At 42.6% G+C, this 16252-nt stretch carries 14 protein-coding genes; 11 read left to right on the top strand and 3 right to left on the bottom strand.

Features of this window, described 5'->3' with window-relative positions; translation table 11 throughout:
* Positions 1-219: 219 nt before the first annotated feature.
* The 11 genes from BSF42_RS18530 (at position 220) to BSF42_RS18480 (ending at position 12734) form a co-directional block, all read left to right on the top strand.
* Positions 220-804, top strand: a complete 585-nt coding sequence (locus BSF42_RS18530; RefSeq protein WP_095954593.1) for a Crp/Fnr family transcriptional regulator — start codon at positions 220-222, stop codon at positions 802-804.
* Between the two features lie 734 nt (positions 805-1538).
* The gene (locus tag BSF42_RS18525; protein WP_095954592.1) at positions 1539-2120 is read left to right on the top strand and encodes a Crp/Fnr family transcriptional regulator; all 582 of its coding nucleotides are present in this window, start codon (positions 1539-1541) and stop codon (positions 2118-2120) included.
* 178 nt (positions 2121-2298) lie between these two features.
* The gene (locus tag BSF42_RS18520; protein ID WP_095954591.1) at positions 2299-4101 is read left to right on the top strand and encodes an amidohydrolase; all 1803 of its coding nucleotides are present in this window, start codon (positions 2299-2301) and stop codon (positions 4099-4101) included.
* Positions 4102-4784: 683 nt separating this feature from the next.
* Positions 4785-5126, top strand: a complete 342-nt coding sequence (locus BSF42_RS18515; protein WP_095954590.1) for a nuclear transport factor 2 family protein — start codon at positions 4785-4787, stop codon at positions 5124-5126.
* Between the two features lie 563 nt (positions 5127-5689).
* Positions 5690-6712, top strand: a complete 1023-nt coding sequence (locus tag BSF42_RS18510) for an LLM class flavin-dependent oxidoreductase (RefSeq protein ID WP_095954589.1) — start codon at positions 5690-5692, stop codon at positions 6710-6712.
* Between the two features lie 76 nt (positions 6713-6788).
* Positions 6789-8231, top strand: coding sequence for an alginate export family protein (locus BSF42_RS18505; protein ID WP_095954588.1), 1443 nt, complete (start codon positions 6789-6791; stop codon positions 8229-8231).
* Positions 8232-8442: 211 nt separating this feature from the next.
* A complete protein-coding gene (locus tag BSF42_RS18500; protein WP_095954587.1) occupies positions 8443-9123 on the top strand; it encodes a hydrolase in 681 nt (226 codons plus the stop codon).
* A 129-nt stretch (positions 9124-9252) separates the two neighbouring features.
* Positions 9253-10128 carry a pirin family protein gene (locus BSF42_RS18495; RefSeq protein WP_095954586.1) on the top strand — a complete coding sequence of 292 codons (876 nt, stop codon included), beginning with the start codon at positions 9253-9255 and terminating at the stop codon, positions 10126-10128.
* 74 nt (positions 10129-10202) lie between these two features.
* Entirely contained in the window at positions 10203-11843 is a 1641-nt protein-coding gene (locus tag BSF42_RS18490) for a cyclic nucleotide-binding domain-containing thioredoxin-disulfide reductase (RefSeq protein ID WP_095954585.1), read from the top strand.
* Complete coding sequence (locus BSF42_RS18485; protein ID WP_253251117.1) at positions 11843-12370, top strand: VOC family protein; 528 nt, start codon at positions 11843-11845, stop codon at positions 12368-12370. The genes BSF42_RS18490 and BSF42_RS18485 overlap by 1 nt, the downstream gene beginning before the upstream one ends.
* Before the next feature lie 106 nt (positions 12371-12476).
* Positions 12477-12734 carry a GNAT family N-acetyltransferase gene (locus BSF42_RS18480; RefSeq protein ID WP_371616240.1) on the top strand — a complete coding sequence of 86 codons (258 nt, stop codon included), beginning with the start codon at positions 12477-12479 and terminating at the stop codon, positions 12732-12734.
* Positions 12735-12897: 163 nt separating this feature from the next.
* Here the strand turns inward: BSF42_RS18480 and BSF42_RS18475 are convergent, their stop codons facing one another.
* The 3 genes from BSF42_RS18475 to BSF42_RS18465 all read right to left on the bottom strand — a co-directional run bounded on the left by BSF42_RS18475 (position 12898) and on the right by BSF42_RS18465 (position 15779).
* Entirely contained in the window at positions 12898-13761 is an 864-nt protein-coding gene (locus BSF42_RS18475; protein ID WP_095954584.1) for an SDR family oxidoreductase, read from the bottom strand.
* A gap of 77 nt (positions 13762-13838) precedes the next feature.
* Positions 13839-14408 carry a Crp/Fnr family transcriptional regulator gene (locus BSF42_RS18470; RefSeq protein WP_095954583.1) on the bottom strand — a complete coding sequence of 190 codons (570 nt, stop codon included), beginning with the start codon at positions 14406-14408 and terminating at the stop codon, positions 13839-13841.
* A 90-nt stretch (positions 14409-14498) separates the two neighbouring features.
* Entirely contained in the window at positions 14499-15779 is a 1281-nt protein-coding gene (locus BSF42_RS18465) for a hypothetical protein (RefSeq protein WP_141248480.1), read from the bottom strand.
* Between the last annotated feature and the right edge of the window lie 473 nt (positions 15780-16252).

Below are 16252 nucleotides of genomic sequence, written 5' to 3'. Positions count from 1 at the left end.
TATAGACCTGCACTGGCTTAGGGGAGAACTATATTAATTTTCTCCCTCAAACCAAGTTGTCTTTCAGTTGTGCAGCAACGACTAAGTAATCATGGTTTTGATTAAGATAGGTTTTTGTTTGTGTGCTGTATTTTAAAGAGCAGTAAGGCGGAGTTTGCTTACAGACAAATTTTAGATACAAAGAAAAAAAGTTTAATTTTGTCTTGAGAAAAGAAATTTATGAAACAACTATTTGACTATATAAACAGTTATCTGCCTAATGGCATTACGGAAAGCGATTTTAAGATTGTAGAAAGTTATTTTACCCGTAAGCGCCTGCGCAAAAGACAATATTTCTTGCAGGAAGGGGATATATGCAAATATTACGGGTTTATCCTTAGCGGCGCAATGCGTCAGTATACTCTTGATGATAAGGGTACAGAATACATTGTACAGTTATTCATTGAGAATTGGTGGGTAGGAGATCGCGAAAGCTATACAACATCAAAACCATCGCTGTACACTATTGATGCATGGGAAGATACAGAACTATTGCTGATTACGAGAACTGATGTTTTAGAGCTAATAGGCAGGTGCCCTGCTTTTGCCGAGATGGTCAGGGTAATGGATGATAGGAATACTGTTGCAAATATGAAGAGGCTTACCTCGTCGATAAGCGCAGGAGCAGAAAAACGATATTCTGAATTTATGGTGGCTTATCCCAATTTCCTTGAGCGTTTTCCGCAGCACATTATAGCGTCGTACCTAGGTATAACAAAGGATACCCTTAGCCGCGTAAAGCGCCAGATGTTAGAGAAAGAATAAGGACAATAGTCTATGGAATCCTAAATTGTATTGCGAAAATAGAAATGGAGGTATAATATATAAAACGTTTTAACCGAAACTATAGTCATTTCAAAATTGATACCAGTTTCAGTACAGTTATTAGCTGTGAAATTTCTGAACTTGATATGTTGGTTCATTTCGTTTCTTAAATTATTTATTTGGCCGCCAATCCCCAAAATTACAAATGCCCAATAAGGACAACCAATCTGCCAAATTTATAATGCAAAATAAAGTGCCCGTCTTCTAGTGAGCTTATTTCTCTGTTGCACACAGAGGGGCTCGAACTCCGAATCCCATTCTTGATCCACACATATGCTTTAAAATTTTGTACTAAATTTTAGAAAAACAGCCTTAATTTTTAGCGGCAAAAAAGTATACCCTCCACTTTTAAGCCTAACTTCTTAAACCATGATTTTAAAAGGTTTCTGATTTTTCAAAACGCGCTGTGCCACGATTTGCCAAAAAACCTGGACACTAACAGTAAGAAATTTTATAGAAGTAGAATTACCTTTTTTTGTGTTTCTGTGTCAAATTGTAGATATAAAAAAGTAAAGCCAAAATCCATTTTACAGTCCAGCTTCAACGATGATAATTGATAAAGAAAATCAATATCTATCGATGGAATTATTCTTAAAAATATATGCGACCAATCCACTTGAGGTGGAGATTAATAAAATTTATGCTAATTTTACCTACGCAAAAAAACAATGACCATGTTCGAGAATCTTTTCAATTACATATGCCGTTATGCCAATTGCTCGCTTACCATCGAGGAACAGGAACTTATTAAAAATGCCTTTACACCAAAAAAACTTAGAAAACGGCAATTTTTCCTGCAGGAAGGCGATGTGAATCGTTACACCGGCTTTATTGTTAAAGGTGCGATGCGGCAGTGTTGTTTTGATGCAAAGGGGGTAGAGCAGACCGTAAACTTTTTTGTGGAGGATTACTGGGCCGATGAAAGAGAAAGCTTTACACTGATGACACCGTCAAAATATTGTATAGAAGCCTGGGAAGACACCCAGCTGCTTATGATTACCAGACAGGATTTTTTGGATCTGGCAGTCAGGATCCCTTGTATTTCAGAGATGTTCCGTATTATGGACGACCGGCATGCTATTGCAAACCAGAAAAGGGTAAATTTATCTATTGGCTGCAGTGCGGAGAAACGTTACGAGGAATTTACAGCCAATCATCCTCAGTTTGTTAACCGCTTCCCGCAGCACCAGATTGCGTCGTATCTGGGAATCACTAAAGAAACATTAAGCAGGGTCAGGAAACAGTCGGTACGATAGTTCTTTGTTTTGTTTTGCCCAGCCATAATTATAAAACCGTTGATAAAAATCAACGGTTTTTTTTATGAAATATCATCGTTGGATTGGCCGCATAGGTCGCAATTTTACAGAGTATTGCACCACTGATATTACGCAATGGTGCACAGTGCAAATAGTTATTTAATCTTTAAGAAAACTTATGAAAAAAAGAATTACATTACTGGGCCTGACTGTGTTCTCTCTTGGACTCCATGCCCAGATTGGCAACAGGCTTGCCGGGGCGGACATGATAGTATTCCATGCAAAAATCACCACACAGGCCGCCGCACAGCCTGAGGCCACTGCGCTTGCTGTAAAGGGCGGAAGGATTTACGCTGTTGGCAATGATGTCGAAATCCTCGCTATGAAAGATTCCCAGACAAAGGTTATCGATGCTCAAGGCAGCAGGCTTATTCCCGGAATTGAGGATTCGCATATTCACCCGCTGAACGAAAGGAATTTTACCCACAAAGTCCGATGGGATGGTGTGCCTACGCTCAAGCGTGCACTGGAGATGCTAAAAGAGCAGGCAGCCAGGACCCCGGAGGGGCAATGGGTCAGGGTAACAGGCGGATGGTCTCCTTATCAATTTGCTGAGAACAGGATGCCAACCCCCGCAGAGCTGAGCAAGGCAGTGCCAAACAGGCCACTGTTGATCCATTACGCCTACAATTGGGGGTTTCTTAATAAGCCGGCGATGAAAGAGCTGGGCGTAGGAACAGCTAAATTTCAGATGCCCGAAGGCACAACTATACACCAAGACAAAAAAGGAAATTATACCGGGGTAATTACGGGAAATACCTTTATGTTTATTGCATTAGAGGGCATGACGCCCGGACCAACGCCTGAAGAGGAAGTGAGTTCACTGGAATATGTTTTCAATTACCTCAATAGGTTTGGAGTGACTTCGGTGATAGAGTGTGCCAGTATTATAGGCTATCCTGAAGGCCATGCTCCTTTGAGAACCCTTATTGAGCAGGACAGACTGAATGTACGCTTCCCTTTTGTGGACCTGGGCTTAGACTTGAACCCCAATAGCAATTGGGTAGATAATGAAATTAACCGTGTCACGAAGATAGCACCTATCAGTGCGGGACAGAACCTGCATCCTTCAATGGAGCATGGCCATGAATACGAAGGAACCGGTGAGCTCCTAAGGGCTGAACTGCATGACCACGAGAATTTTGATGAACCAGCGGTTATCATTCCAAAGCAAGTCATGATGAAGTATGCACAAGAAGACCTTCGCAAGCTGATCCAAAAAAGAATTCCTTTCAGGATGCACGTAACTTATAACGAAAATATGACCACTTTTTTGGATGCGCTTGAGAAAGTTATCCTTTCTACTCCACTTGATGGTATGCGTTGGAGCATAGAGCATGCTGAAACTATCTCACCCGAAAACATTGAAAGGGTAAAAAGATTGGGCGGCGGCATCGCGCTGGATACTAAAATGGCTTTCCATGGAGACGCATTCGCTAAAACACACGGCAGGGAGAAGGCGTTGTACACCCCAAGGCTGCGTGCATTAGTAAACAGCGGCGTGCCATTGTCAATGACTTCAGACGGATTCCGCGTTTCACCTGCCAACCCATGGACTGGGCTCAGCTGGATGGTAACCGGCAAATCGGTTTCTGGTTCAGTTGTCTTAGCAGAAGATAACCGCCTGACCCGTGAAGAAGCTTTGAGGTTATATACCACCGGAGCAGCATGGTTTGAATCCCAGGAGCAGGATAAGGGCAGAATTGCACCGGGCAGCCTTGCTGATTTTACCCTACTGAGCGCAGATTACTTCGAGGTACCATCGCAGGAAATTAAAAATATTACATCCCTTTTAACTGTAGTGGGTGGAAGGGTTGTCTACGGGGCCGGCACCTATAGTGACCTGGCACCACAACTTCCTGAACCTATTCCGAATTGGTCGCCGATAAAATATTTTGGAAGCTACTATGGGCAAAAATAATTGGGCATGGACCGTGTAAATGACCTTATCCTGATCTGAGCTGTTTGATCCGGCCTGTACTGCAGCAACTATTTTATCTCATTTAATACAATATTAATCTAGAGCCGTTGATAAAAATCAACGGTTTTTTTTATCAATTGTCTACCTCTGTAATTTTGCCTTTTATTAGCTTTGATCGGGTTTAGATCGAAGGGCAAGGGCTTCGAGTATGCCGGTAAATAAGAACCAGCAGATTTACGTATCGCCGGCCCTGCTTATGTTGCTGAAAATTCCCGGCGAGTGGTTTGCCGCAACTGTATTAGTTGAAAAAAGAAGGCTGACTGGTACGGACTATACTCTGCCGGCATTGGGAAGTGTTTATAATTAGATTGGGCTGGTAACGATTTCCTATGGCTGTTGAAAAACTTTGGACGAAAGCAGGCATAAAAAGGCGATATGGGAAGCTTCACGGTTGATTTTGTTTTGCCAGGGAGCAGCAGGATTGGCGGTCCACCGCATTTGAGGGATGGTCCATGAAGTGTGTAGCTAGTAATCTATATCTTTTCAGCAGCACAATGGATGTTCGTTGTGCCGAGGCTCGGGACAACATGGCATGTAGCACTGCGCTTTGCAAGTCTGGCAACTGGTCGGGAGATAGGGTGCTTTTTCAGTATCTTTTACATAAAATATTTAAATGACCTATTATGGATAATAAAGCAATGCTTTTGGAAGCAAACGATAAGATAGCAAAAGGGGATCATGAGGGTTTTCTGGCTTTTTGCTCAGAGGATCTGGTATGGGAATTCATCGGGGAGAGGGTGCTGGAGGGGAAGGCAGCAGTGCGTGACTATCTTGAAGCAACCTATAGGGAGCCTCCTGTTTTTGACGTGCAGCAACTAATAGGAGATAACGACAATGTCGTAGCAATAGGGAAAATCACAATCAAGGACGCGGAGGGAATACCTCTCACTTACAGCTATTGCGATGTCTGGCGTTTCAGGGATGGCCAGATGGCTGCCTTGCAGGCTTTTGTAATCGCCCTTTAGCTTTTATCAACCGTTTTAAAGAGTATACATGATCCGTACTTATCGCCCTATGCTTGATATAGTCCTGCCAACAAGGCAGGCAGAGCTAACCACTTCTTTCTTATGCGGATACTTTCTAACAGCTTAGGATAGGGATTGCTGCACGTTGAGCAGCAGTGTTAATACCAATTCTTTCTTATTCTATAAACATGCACCCTCGATGGGTATGGGGAGAGTGCGGTGTTTATCCTAAGGGACTGCCTCTAGGTAAATGGCGTCCGCTATAGCACCAGAAACCTGCTGGTTTTCAAAGGGGGTTCACTAGCTGCTCATTCCAAGGCAGCTGCAGCACTGATGATGCCGGGGAGCGAACACCTTGAAGAGCGTCAGATCTGGAAGAATTTCGTATCGAGCCGTAAAGAATGAATAGAACAGGCCAGAGAAGATTGAAAACAGGAACGCATTATCCTGCCGCCCTGACAACGCTGCAGATGTAACGCTGCCGAAGATAAATACAAGCCGGCTGGCGGGGCCGCAACCAGAGCTGCTTTCTTAAAAACACATAACTAAAAATAATTAACAAGATGGAAATAGGAATTGACAGTTTTGCCTCAGCCATGTATGGCGAGAATAGTCTGAGCAGCGTCGATGCGATGGAACAGCTGCTGGAACGTATTGTCAGGGCCGATCAGGCAGGACTTGATGTGTTCGGAATCGGCGAGCACCACAAAAAAGAATTTCTCGATTCTGCACCAGAGGTCATCCTGGCTGCTGCAGCAGCCAGAACTAAGCGTATCCTTTTGGGCAGCGCTGTCAAGGTGCTCAGTACCGACGACCCTGTCAGGGTGTACCAGAGATTTGCCACCCTTGACCTGATTTCCAGAGGGCGAGCAGAAATCGTAGTGGGCCGTGGCTCAGCCATAGATGCCTATCCGCTTTTTGGATTTGATCTAAAGGACTATGATGCACTGTTTAAGGAAAAACTTGATTTGCTTCTAAAGATACGCGAGAACGAATATGTTACCTGGTCAGGGCAGTTCAGACCAGCTCTTGACAAGCATCCAATTTATCCTAGGAGTCTGCAGGAAAAACTCCCGGTATGGCTTGGCGTGGGGGGTACACCAGAGTCTTTTGTCCGCGCAGGTTCATTGGGATTGCCATTGATGGTTGCCGTGATTGGCGGGGAAACGGAACGTTTTCGCCCACTGCTGGATCTCTACCGTGAAGCAGGCCGCAGTGCAGGTTTTGCCCCTGGACAGCTAAGGGTGGGGCTGCATTCTCCGGGTTATGTTGCAGATACCGATGAGAAAGCCGTCGCTGATTATTATCCGGGCTTTAAAGAACTTTGGACCAAGCTGGGCCGCGAGCGGGGCTGGCCGGCGGTAACCCGTGAGCACTTTGATGTGCTGGCCGCTCCAAGGGGTGCACTTGTCCTTGGCGGGCCTGAGCAGGTAGCAAAAAAACTCGTAAGGCACAGTAAAGCCCTAGGAGGTATCGACAGGTTTACTTTCCAGATGGATAATGCAGGGCTGACGCACCAGCAGTTAATGCAGTCTATAGAACTGATCGGTACAAAAGTCAGCCCGCTGGTAAAGAAAATGCTATAAAAGAGTTTAACTATTGATCTGGGCTATCCTGTTAGTAGCGTACAATAATAAACAATTTCTCCCCTAAAATCCTTTGATGAGAGCAATTCTGAAAAAAACATGGCCAAGTGTATACTTTGGCTCTACTGCCTGCCGGCTGTTGAATAGTAAAAAAAGACCGTTACCTCATATTGTCCTGATGATCTGGCTGTGCTGCAGCCAATTCGCAGCCGGGCAGGATTTTCCAGTGTTCCAGCAATTTCGCTACGATGAAGATTACGTTGTTCTTGTAAAGGATAGCGTCAGGGACCTATATGATAAGGTAAAATATACAAGGATCGGAAGCGGCGGATACCTTAGCTTTGGCGGTGATTTCAGGACACAATACCTGATTATCCAAAATGAGAACTGGGGCGCAGCTCCGAAGGATAAAGACGGCTACACGCTGAACAGGTGGCTCTTCCATTCGGACCTTCACCTCTCAAGGACGCTGCGGATTTTTGCGGAACTGCAGGGTGGCCAGGCCAATAGCACGGACATTAAAGTACCAGTGCAGGAGAATCCTCTGGAACCGCACCAGTTTTTCATCGATTACAGTTTTTTTCCCAATTCTCCCCTAAGGTTAAGGGCAGGACGGCAAGAAGTTGCCTACGGCTCGCAACGGATTGTTTCGCTCCGGGATGCCCCCAATATCCGCAGATCCTTTGACGGTGTAAAAGCAATTTATAAAAAAGGAAATATTGCCACTGATGTGTTTTATCTGCATACCGTAGTAGACAAGACCGGTATTTTTGACGACACATCGTCCCCCGGCATGCGGCTTTGGGGTACCTTTGCAGAGATCCATCTACCCGAGACAAAACTGAACCTTAATTTTTATTATCTGGGCTTTTACAATGCCAGGGCCCTCTTTAATGATGGTGCGGGAAAAGAAAAAAGGCACAGCCTTATCGCCCGTATTTTTGGCAGTATGCGCAACTGGAGCTATGACCTGGAAGCTGGGTACCAGTTCGGCTCGGTAGGTGAGCGGACAATAGCAGCCTGGAGCACCGGCGTGGCTGCTTCGTACCGTTTTTCTGGATTTAAATTCAGTCCCGAGGCTGGGCTTAAGGCTGACCTGATAAGCGGCGACCAAAGCCGTGCTGACAATAGCCATCAGACCTTTAATCCCCTTTTCTCGCCGGGTGCTTATTTCGGCCTTGCGGTGCCTTTGGGGCCAAGCAATCTTATGGATATTCATCCCAGTGTCACGGTGCATTTTTCGAAGTCAGTAACCTTTGTCTGCGATTACGCCTTCCTATGGCGCTACAGTACGGGTGATGGGATTTACAGGCCGATCATGATCCCTATTTTTAAACCCAGTGATGCCGCGTCCCGGTATATCGGCAGCCAGCTGTCTGGCACATTTATCTGCCAGCCCAACAGGCATATAACCTTACTGGCGGGGATGAGCTGGTTTGACTGCGGCAATTATCTCGAGCAGGTAAGCGCGGGAGAAAACATTTTGTATGGGTTTGTGAGCGCCCAGATTAAACTATAGCGACAGGCGATTAAACTTCTGGTCTACATAAAGTAGACATTTGTATATAACTTTATTTATCATTTGTCATCGTTTTTTTTCGTGCAAAGATGGAACTTTGTATAGATTGCTATGACTTTTTGAGGATCATTCCCAATCATATGACCGCGCCATTGCGCCCAGGGGAGTAGTGGGCATCTTATATTATTAACCATAAATATTAAACAATCACATGCAAAAAAGTTTTAAAACAGGGCTTGAAGCACTGCTGCGTCCTGAAGACAGTATCGTTGTGTTGATCGATCACCAGCCATTTCAGTTTACGAACCTGAACAGCCATGAACCTGCAATGATCATTAATGCTGCAGCAGGGTTATCGAAAGCCGCTAAAATTTTCAACGTCCCAGCAATTCTAACAACGGTTATTGAAGAGCGCGGCGGGTTACTGATTAAGCAGATTCAGGAGGTATTCCCGGAACAAAAGCCAATTAACCGAACACTGATCAACACTTGGCAAGACCCAAATGTTACTGATGTAGTAGCAAAAACTGGACGCAAGCAATTGTTAATTGCAGGTTTGTGGACTGAAGTATGTGTGGCTATGCCTGCTATTCAGGCGGTCGCGGAAGGCTATGATGTTTACGTTGTAACTGATGCCTGTGGTTCGGTTTCTGCTGAGGCGCACGATATGGCAGTACGCCGTATGCTACAGCACGGGATTACCCCTATTACCTGGATGGCTGTTGTATCTGAATGGCAGCGCGATTGGGCCCGTACCGAAACGGCAAACCAACTTGGTCCAGTGCTTTTGGATCATGGAGGGGCCACCGGGGTGGCATTTGCTTGGGAGCTGCAATTATTAGCTGCACCAGTACCCAGCAGCAGAGTAAGTACCGCTGCGAAATATATTTAATATAGCAGTAATCTTTAGGGGATGTTGCTTTGTTCTTGAGTCCGCAGTGAATAGCTGCGGTCTGCACAATCGAAACTTTAAGCAGTTATCCTATTAGTCCTATTATAAATCAATTAAGAGATACAACCTGTGAAAAAAAAGACAAGCTTTTCGACAAAAGGACAAAAGGCAGATATTGGAAATATTACAATTTACCGGATGCTTGCCAATAGATACGCTGACAAGGTAGGGCCTTTTATATTCTTGGACCATATAGTCCCAAAACTTAGTGACGGGGTAAAAAACAGCGGAACAGGTGCACATCCGCACCGTGGCATTGCCACCCTTACTTACGTGCTTGATGGCGAGGTTGAGCATTTTGACAGCAGGGGCAACCACCAAAGGGTTCATTCCGGTGGAATTCAGTGGATGAAAGCAGGAAATGGGATACTTCATGATGAAACGTTAAATGCTGACTCCCAATCAGTGAATAACCTTATGCATGCCTTTCAATTTTGGATCAATCTTCCTTCCAATATAAAATCTGAGGATCCGGAATATTTAGCCATACAGAGCAGCGAAGTCCCGCAGCAGAAGTTTGCGGAAGATAAGGGATGGTTGAAGGTAATTGTTGGTGCTTATGAGGATCTTAACTCCAGAATTCCAAATTATTCAGAGCAGTTTTTATATCACATCCACCTTGAGGCGGGGACGGATTTTACAATTTCCCTGGGTGATAAAATTGAGGTGGCTGCTTTCTTGCCAAGCCGGAAAACGGTACTTAATGATCTGGAGTTTCAGGCAGGAGAATTTATCGAATTTGACAGGACGGCAGGCGAGATAACCCTTCAAAATAATGAAGATCAGGCTACTGATTTACTTTTATTCGGGGGTGAGGAGTATACGGAGCCTATTGCAGCGGAAGGCCCATTTGTAATGAACAGCTCCTCAGGTATAGCAGAGGCATACCGTGATTTTTATGCCGGAAAATATGGTACCCTTAAGCATCAAAAAGGTAAAGTTTAACCTGTGGCATAAGAAAATAATATTGATATATTCCAAAAAGAGAACCTAACTTATAATAACAAAAGTAAAGAGCGATGACCGATCCAAGATTTCCGGTTTTGACCCAGAAACAAATAAGCACACTCAAAGAATTTGGTACTGTATTATTCTTTGACAATGAAACCGCACTTTTTGAAGCTGGTGATAGCACCTACGACTTTTATGTCATTTTAGACGGGGCAATATCCATAAAAGATCCCGTTCATGAAAACCAAGTTTTGGCGTCCCATGGCATAAATGAATTTACAGGAGATAACAGTATGTTATCAGAGAGGAGCATACCATTTAGCGGATATGCCGCAAAAGGCAGTACAGTCCTTCGAATTCCACGTGCAAACCTTAAAGAGATTATATCAAAGCACAGTGATATATGTGATGTCCTTTTAAGTGCCTTTATCCAGAGGCAGGAAACAATGCTAAAGGAGTTCAATGGTGGAATACAGGTGATAGGCCAGGAAAAATCTAAAGAGACTTACGCATTGCGCGATTTTATGGAAAAAAACCACATCTGGCATACTTTCCAGGATACGGATTCATCTTCCGAAGCACAGCAGCTGCTGGCAAATTTCGGTCTCGGGAACAATGATTTACCTATCCTTGTAAGTATTACCGGCGAGATCTCGAAAAAGCCTACTATAGCACAACTTGCCAGACAAACGGGTGTACTAATTGAATTTGAGAACGAAATATTTGATGTACTGGTGGTCGGTGCCGGCCCATCAGGATTAGCAGCTAGTGTTTACGCTGCTTCGGAGGGCCTGACGGTTATTACAATTGATGGGAACGCGCCGGGTGGACAGGCAGGAAAAAGCTCAAAGATTGAAAATTATTTAGGATTCCCAACGGGTATCTCTGGAAATGACCTTGCCAATAAGGCCTATATTCAGGCACAGAAATTTGGTTGTACCATATCTATTCCTCAAAAGGCTGAGAAAGTTGAATATAATGGACGCCATTTCACATTATGTGCATCAAATGGCAAAAACATCACTGCAAAATCCATAATCGCAGCTACGGGTGCAAATTACAGGCGCCTGCCGGTAGAAAACATCGACAAGTTTGAAGGCAGCGGGGTTTTCTACTCCGCCACTGGAATGAATGCTTCAGCGTGTAAAAACGAATTGGCAGGTGTTGTAGGAGGTGGAAATTCGGCAGGCCAGGCCGCATTATTTTTAGCAGACCATGCCCAACAGGTTCATGTGATTATCCGCAGTAATGACCTGGGAGACAAAATGAGCGATTACCTTGTACAAAGAATTAATACAACGCCTAATATTATCGTGCACAAAAATAGTAATATCACGGCTCTTAACGGAGCGCATTACCTAGAATCTATCGTGCTGGACACAAATGGCAGTAAGCAAACCATAGGGATTTCCAATTTATTCACTTTTATAGGGGCAAAACCCTGTACGGAATGGTTAAATGGAATGGTATCGATGGATGACAAGGGATTCATTTTCACAGGTTCAGATGTTACGGAGCAGGCAATGACACAGTGCTCCATCTATAAGCAAAGGAACCCACAGTCCCTTGAGACCAGCATACCGGGTTTCTATGCTGTTGGTGATGTTAGGAAAGGTTCTGTAAAAAGAGTTGCCTCTGCTGTCGGGGAAGGTTCGATGGCAATAAGCCAGATTCACCAGTATCTGGCCGAATTAAAGACGTCCCTTTAATGGAAGGATTTAAAAAGTCCAATTTCAAAATGATTAAAATGGATCTACAATATACAATACCCGCCCAAACAAGCATAGGGCATGTTCATTTAAAAGTTTCTGACCTGAAACGTTCAACAGATTTTTACTGCGGTTTGCTGGGCTTTGAGATTACAGGACAGTACGGCGATGAGGCTGCTTTTATATCGGCAGGCGGTTACCATCACCATATTGCCTTAAATACGTGGTATAGTAAAGGCAGCCCTCAAGCTGATAAAAATGCGGTAGGCCTATTGCATACCGCTATACTATATCCTACTAAAAGGGATTTGGCTGTAATATACAGCAGGCTGAAAACCAGTCAATACCCTTTAACAGGATGTGCTGATCATGGTGTTTCCTATGCGCTTTACCTTGATGACCCGGATGGGAATGGGGTCGAGCTATACTGGGACAGGCCAATGGAACAATGGCCAAGAAGAGAGAATGGTTCTGTAGAAATGTATACTAAACAGCTGGATCTGGCAGATTTATTGGATGAACTGTAATAGTCTAATATCCTGAGTAGAAAACAATGCAATTATAATAGCAGCTAATGAAAACAATTTTTGAAGATATCCCGTTGCTGAAAAACGAAGTAAAGCGCGTTTTGAAATTGAGGTAAACGGTAAATATGCATTTATCAATTATGGAGAATTTGGCAGCCAGACAGCACTGGTGCATACCAAAACAGATCTGGAATTATCTGGAACAGGGGCAGCCAGCGCGGTAACCGAGAAGACACTGCATTACCTTGATAAAAACAAAATAGAATTACTTCCATTCTGCCCATTTGTACGTGCCTATATACAGCGAAATCCACAAAGGATGCGTATAGTCAGTAAAAAATTTAAAGGCTACGATAAACTATAGAATGCCACTATGAATTATAGCGTTTAGTACTGCTTCTGATTTATCGTATATAAAAAGAGCGTAAAGGACCACGATCCGTGGATGTATTGATGCGAAAGAAAATTAAAAAGCGCCGAGATGTAAGTTTCGGCGCTTTTTTTGAGATTCAGTTACTGCACTTGATTTATGTTAAGAGGTCTTCCATTCCAAAGGCTTTTAATACATTTTCAAATTCAACTTGTACGGCATCGTTGGCCCTTTTGGTAATTTCCCCTGTGGGGCGGTCAACAACTGTACGTAATGGCCTTTGGCCTTTTGGTGTGTTGATCAGGTGTACTATAGCATCGGCAACTTCTTGTGGATCTGGGTTGGTAGTTTCAAACATTTTGCCAATGGCGGAGAATATTTTTTCTGGAACACCTGCTATGGCTTTATAATCTGCAGCAATTGATACGTCAGAGCCTGTCTGAATTTTTTGGGACATTTCGGTAGGGAAAGCGCCCGGTTGAATAATGGCAACGTCAACTCCTAGCGGCCTTACTTCATAATGTAAACCTTCGCTTAGACCTTCCAAGGCAAATTTAGAAGCACCATATGCGACCGTAAAAGGAGCAGCAAATCTGCCCCATCCACTCGAAACATTAATGATCAGGCCTTCTGATTGCTTGCGCATATAAGGCAAGGCCGCTTTCATCAATCTCCATGGGGCGATAACATTAATGTCAAACAGTCGCTGCAGATCAGCAGCAGCAGCAGTTTCGGCCACACCAAACATTGCTGCACCGGCATTATTTACCAATACATGTATTGTACCTTCTTTTGCAATAATCGTGTCAATAGCATTTTGCACACTTTTTTGATCCGTTAGCGACACATCCAGAACAGTTACATTTTCTATTTGTGATAAGGCTTTTGCTTTAGCAGCATTTTTTCCTTCTGTATCTCTCATCGCAGCATAAACTTTATGTCCCAAAGCTGAAACGCTGTTGGCTGTAAGCCATCCAAAGCCACTATTTGTACCTGTTATTAAAACAACTTTTTTGTCCATTTTTTTTACTTTAAAATAATGATACAAAGGTCAGCAGAAGAAAAAAGAAATCATTTACCATATGGTAAAAAGCGATTTCAACGGATATTTTTCCTTATCCTGCTCAATGATTGCTGGGTAATGCCCAGATAAGAAGCGATATAAGAAAGAGGAACGCGATTGACAAGATTAGGGAAATTTTCAATAAACGATAAATAACGGGTTGTTGCATCCTCAGAAACTAGCGGGCTCCTGCGCTCAATGGTTTTTAACAAACAATTTTTCACGATCAGTCCCGTAATAGTGTCCCAGCCAACAATGGTGTTTCCAATATCATCCCAATCTTTCTTTGAAAAAACAAGTAATTTGCAGTTGCTAACTGCCTGTATATATTCGGAAGCCACAACCTGTGCCTCAAATTTTTGCTGGTCTGAAACAAAATTATTTTCATTTATGAAATGGTGGGTAACCTCTTGTCCCTTGTTATTGTAATAACAGAAGCGGACAACCCCTTCAATAAGAAATCCAACCTGCCTTGGAACCTTTCCGGCTTCTGAGAAATATTCGTCTTTGTGCAATTCTATCAGATTTGCTTTGCTCATTATCAGGTCTGTCTGCTGTTTGTTTAAGTTACCAAACTTCAATAGGTAATCGATAAATGATTTCATTGGTGAAAGATATGAGTTATAAAAAGCATTAGAATTATCATTTTGTAAAATTTTTTAAAACTTGCTAATAGGTGCCTCAGCATTTCGAAATCACTTTTTTGCAAGTACGTGAATCACTTTATTTTTAGTATCCCATATCGTAATATACTGGGATAAAAAAGAATGGGCGAAAGTAAGCGTATTCTTTTCGGTAATTTGTAAAGGCTTATGAGCGGGGCTGTTATCTTCTTTGTCCAGTCCATAGAGGTTAATGGTTAAATGGTCATCGACTTTAATATTATTCCAATTGTAGAGCATACCCGGCTGGTCATAAAAATCTTCGACAGCCCTTTCGTTTTTCAACTTTTCAAACTGCTGATCCTCTATGGTAAAAGTTCCTTTTCCACCGCCCGAATCAAAAACTACCAGAAAATCAATTCCATGATATTTTATTTTAATCATCGGATGGCTGTCAAGACTTCTCGTAAAGTAGGGTAGTGATGTAATATAATTTTTATGTTTTCTGATATCTTTCCAATTGTCAACATGCACTTTCTGTTTATAAAAAGTAAGTTCACATCGCAGATAGTCCACTTTCATATCATAGGCCCTAAAAAAATTAAAACCTACCTGGCCTATAACTTCGGTGGTAATCTGCTCAAGAAAGTCATAATTATTACCCCTTACTTTTTTTAAAGAACTATATGTGTTGCCGCCGACCTTGATCTGATTAATAAGTGGATACTCAAGAACTTCAAATTTTTGTCCACTGCCGACAAATCCCGAACCTGTGACTTTTGATTCAACACCTGATACTTTTTTAGAGTGAAGCGCGAGTGTTCCGCTGTTCCCAGTATCAAACATCCAGCGTCCTTTTACCCCATTGATTTCACCATTAATGAAAGGCCAGTCAATAAGGATAGCTAATGGTATTTTTACTATATCTGCTTTCAGGTAATCGTTTTTTAAAACTGGTTTTGAATTGTCCCATGAAAGATACTTGAATTTTTGATTTATTCTTAAAACCATCTTGTTGGCTGGCTTACCAGCCTCGCTAAAAAATATACTGGAGATACCTTTATCAGCAGTGTTTATGCTGTCTATGCAGATCTTACTATAACTAATATGTTCCACTGTCGATTTGTCCATAGGACTGCCAAAAGCCTTAAAGTCCTTATCGGTATTTTTTAAAAACAAGTCAGGATGTTTATTTTTTATCAGGTCTTCAAAAATCATGAAACTTTCTTTAAGCTTTTTTACATGTGTCATTCCAACGCTGCTCAATAGGCTTTCAGATGTGAACTCCATCTGGTTGTTGCAGCTAATCTCCTGGGCAGAACTAGTAAAGGAGACAGCTAAAACTATAATAAATAAAAAATTTATTGTTTTCATTTTTTTTGTGTTTATTAGAAATAAGGGTTAATATGGACTGCATTGATTCGGTAGCTGCCCGCTAAATTTAAACCTGGTGATAGAACACTGCAGAACTGTAAAAGATTTTCATTTTATACCTTACAAAGCGTGTATTCCCCCTTCCAAAGCTTTGAGATCCAGAGTTTGTACTAAATAATGCACTGTGATCACGGAGGTTATGCTTATAGCGGTAATACTGCAAACGAATTGGATAATCGCTAATTTCGGCTATAAAATTAAAGTATTACAGAGACATAATTTGTAGAGATATATCTACCTTTTTTTTTGATTTATATCATCGTTAATTGGCTGTTATAAACCGAACTTTACTTTATAAATCTAAGTATAGTTTAGATGATTCTTCGCGGTCAAATAATAAAGGCATTGCAATAAGAAGCGCCATTTAAAAGAGTATATCTTGAGTTAAGATCAGCGTAATTCCAAAAACGGAA

The sequence above is a fragment of the Flavobacterium sp. ACN6 genome (assembly GCF_002304005.1).
Lineage (GTDB): Bacteria > Bacteroidota > Bacteroidia > Flavobacteriales > Flavobacteriaceae > Flavobacterium.
This window is presented reverse-complemented; position numbering and strand designations above follow the sequence as displayed.

Excerpts from the sequence above, each read along its gene's own strand:
- BSF42_RS18530 (WP_095954593.1), top strand. The coding sequence starts at position 220 with ATGAAACAACTATTTGACTATATAAACAGTTATCTGCCTAATGGCATT.
- BSF42_RS18525 (WP_095954592.1), top strand. The coding sequence starts at position 1,539 with ATGTTCGAGAATCTTTTCAATTACATATGCCGTTATGCCAATTGCTCG.
- BSF42_RS18520 (WP_095954591.1), top strand. The coding sequence starts at position 2,299 with ATGAAAAAAAGAATTACATTACTGGGCCTGACTGTGTTCTCTCTTGGA.
- BSF42_RS18515 (WP_095954590.1), top strand. The coding sequence starts at position 4,785 with ATGGATAATAAAGCAATGCTTTTGGAAGCAAACGATAAGATAGCAAAA.
- BSF42_RS18510 (WP_095954589.1), top strand. The coding sequence starts at position 5,690 with ATGGAAATAGGAATTGACAGTTTTGCCTCAGCCATGTATGGCGAGAAT.
- BSF42_RS18505 (WP_095954588.1), top strand. The coding sequence starts at position 6,789 with ATGAGAGCAATTCTGAAAAAAACATGGCCAAGTGTATACTTTGGCTCT.
- BSF42_RS18500 (WP_095954587.1), top strand. The coding sequence starts at position 8,443 with ATGCAAAAAAGTTTTAAAACAGGGCTTGAAGCACTGCTGCGTCCTGAA.
- BSF42_RS18490 (WP_095954585.1), top strand. The coding sequence starts at position 10,203 with ATGACCGATCCAAGATTTCCGGTTTTGACCCAGAAACAAATAAGCACA.
- BSF42_RS18485 (WP_253251117.1), top strand. The coding sequence starts at position 11,843 with ATGGAAGGATTTAAAAAGTCCAATTTCAAAATGATTAAAATGGATCTA.
- BSF42_RS18475 (WP_095954584.1), bottom strand. The coding sequence starts at position 13,761 with ATGGACAAAAAAGTTGTTTTAATAACAGGTACAAATAGTGGCTTTGGA.
- BSF42_RS18470 (WP_095954583.1), bottom strand. The coding sequence starts at position 14,408 with ATGAAATCATTTATCGATTACCTATTGAAGTTTGGTAACTTAAACAAA.
- BSF42_RS18465 (WP_141248480.1), bottom strand. The coding sequence starts at position 15,779 with ATGAAAACAATAAATTTTTTATTTATTATAGTTTTAGCTGTCTCCTTT.